Source organism: Microbacterium sp. H6 (genome assembly GCF_003314775.1).
GTDB lineage: Bacteria > Actinomycetota > Actinomycetes > Actinomycetales > Microbacteriaceae > Microbacterium > Microbacterium oxydans.
The window spans coordinates 15,257-16,304 of sequence record NZ_QOAY01000112.1 but is presented as its reverse complement, the minus strand read 5'-3'; the positions used below and the strand labels follow the sequence as shown (position 1 = coordinate 16,304).

Here is a 1,048-nt window from a genome sequence, read left to right as displayed (position 1 = left end):
CATCCCCAAGCGCATCGAACGGCGCACCGTCGCCGTGGAAGGAGCCTGACATGGCACTGACCCGCGAGCAGATGGCCGCCCGCGCTGCGGCCGAGCTGCAGGACGGCGCCTACGTGAACCTCGGCATCGGTCTCCCCACTCTGGTGCCCAATCACGTGCCGCCCGGTGTCACCGTGGTCCTGCAGTCGGAGAACGGCATCCTCGGCGTCGGCCCCTATCCGCGGGAGGACGCGGTCGATCCCGACCTGATCAATGCGGGAAAGGAGACGGTGACCGCTCTCCCCGGGGCGGCTTTCTTCGACTCGGCGACCAGTTTCGGCATGATCCGAGGCGGCAAGATCGATGCCGCGATCCTCGGGGCGATGCAGGTCTCGTCAGCGGGAGACCTCGCGAACTGGATGATCCCCGGCAAGATGGTCAAGGGCCCTGGCGGTGCCATGGATCTGGTCCACGGCGCCGGCCGGGTCATCGTGCTCATGGAGCATGTCGCGAAAGACGGCTCCGCGAAGATCGTCGAGGAGTGCTCCCTGCCGTTGACGGGTCGAGGCGTCGTCGACCGGATCATCACCGACCTCGCCGTGATCGACGTGACATCGGAGGGACTCGTGCTCGTCGAGACCGCGCCGGACGTCACGGTCGATGACGTCGTCGCCGCGACGGAGCCACCCCTCATCGTCTCCCGCGCACTGCACAACGGAAGGACCACGCACCATGACTGAGAACGACGTCGTCATCGTCGCCGCTGCTCGCACCCCACAGGGACGTCTCAAGGGGCAGCTCTCCGCGTTCACAGCGCCTCAGCTCGGATCACTGGCGATCCGCGGCGCGCTCGAACAGGCCACGATCGATCCCGACGATGTCGATGCCGTCGTCGTCGGTCAGGTGCTCGCGGCCGGGTCGGGACAGAACGCGGCGCGGCAGGCGGCGATCGGCGCGGGCATCGGATGGGACGTGCCGGCGCACTCGGTGAACAAGGTCTGTCTGTCGGGGCTGACGGCGATCATCGACGCCGCACGCATGATCCGCACGGGTGATGCCGAAGTGGTCG

1 protein-coding gene and 1 pseudogene are annotated in these 1,048 nt (G+C 67.7%); both read left to right on the top strand.

Going from position 1 to position 1,048, the window contains the following annotated elements; all coding sequences use genetic code 11:
* Positions 1-50 precede the first annotated feature (50 nt).
* Positions 51-719 carry a CoA transferase subunit B gene (locus DSP71_RS22665; RefSeq protein ID WP_174799781.1) on the top strand — a complete coding sequence of 223 codons (669 nt, stop codon included), beginning with the start codon at positions 51-53 and terminating at the stop codon, positions 717-719.
* Positions 712-1,048 (top strand): annotated as a pseudogene (locus DSP71_RS23325) (acetyl-CoA C-acyltransferase); the annotation flags it as partial. The gene DSP71_RS22665 and the pseudogene DSP71_RS23325, both read left to right, overlap by 8 nt.

Bases quoted from the DNA above. Each gene is read 5' to 3' on its own strand.
- DSP71_RS22665 (WP_174799781.1), top strand. From the start codon at position 51: ATGGCACTGACCCGCGAGCAGATGGCCGCCCGCGCTGCGGCCGAGCTG.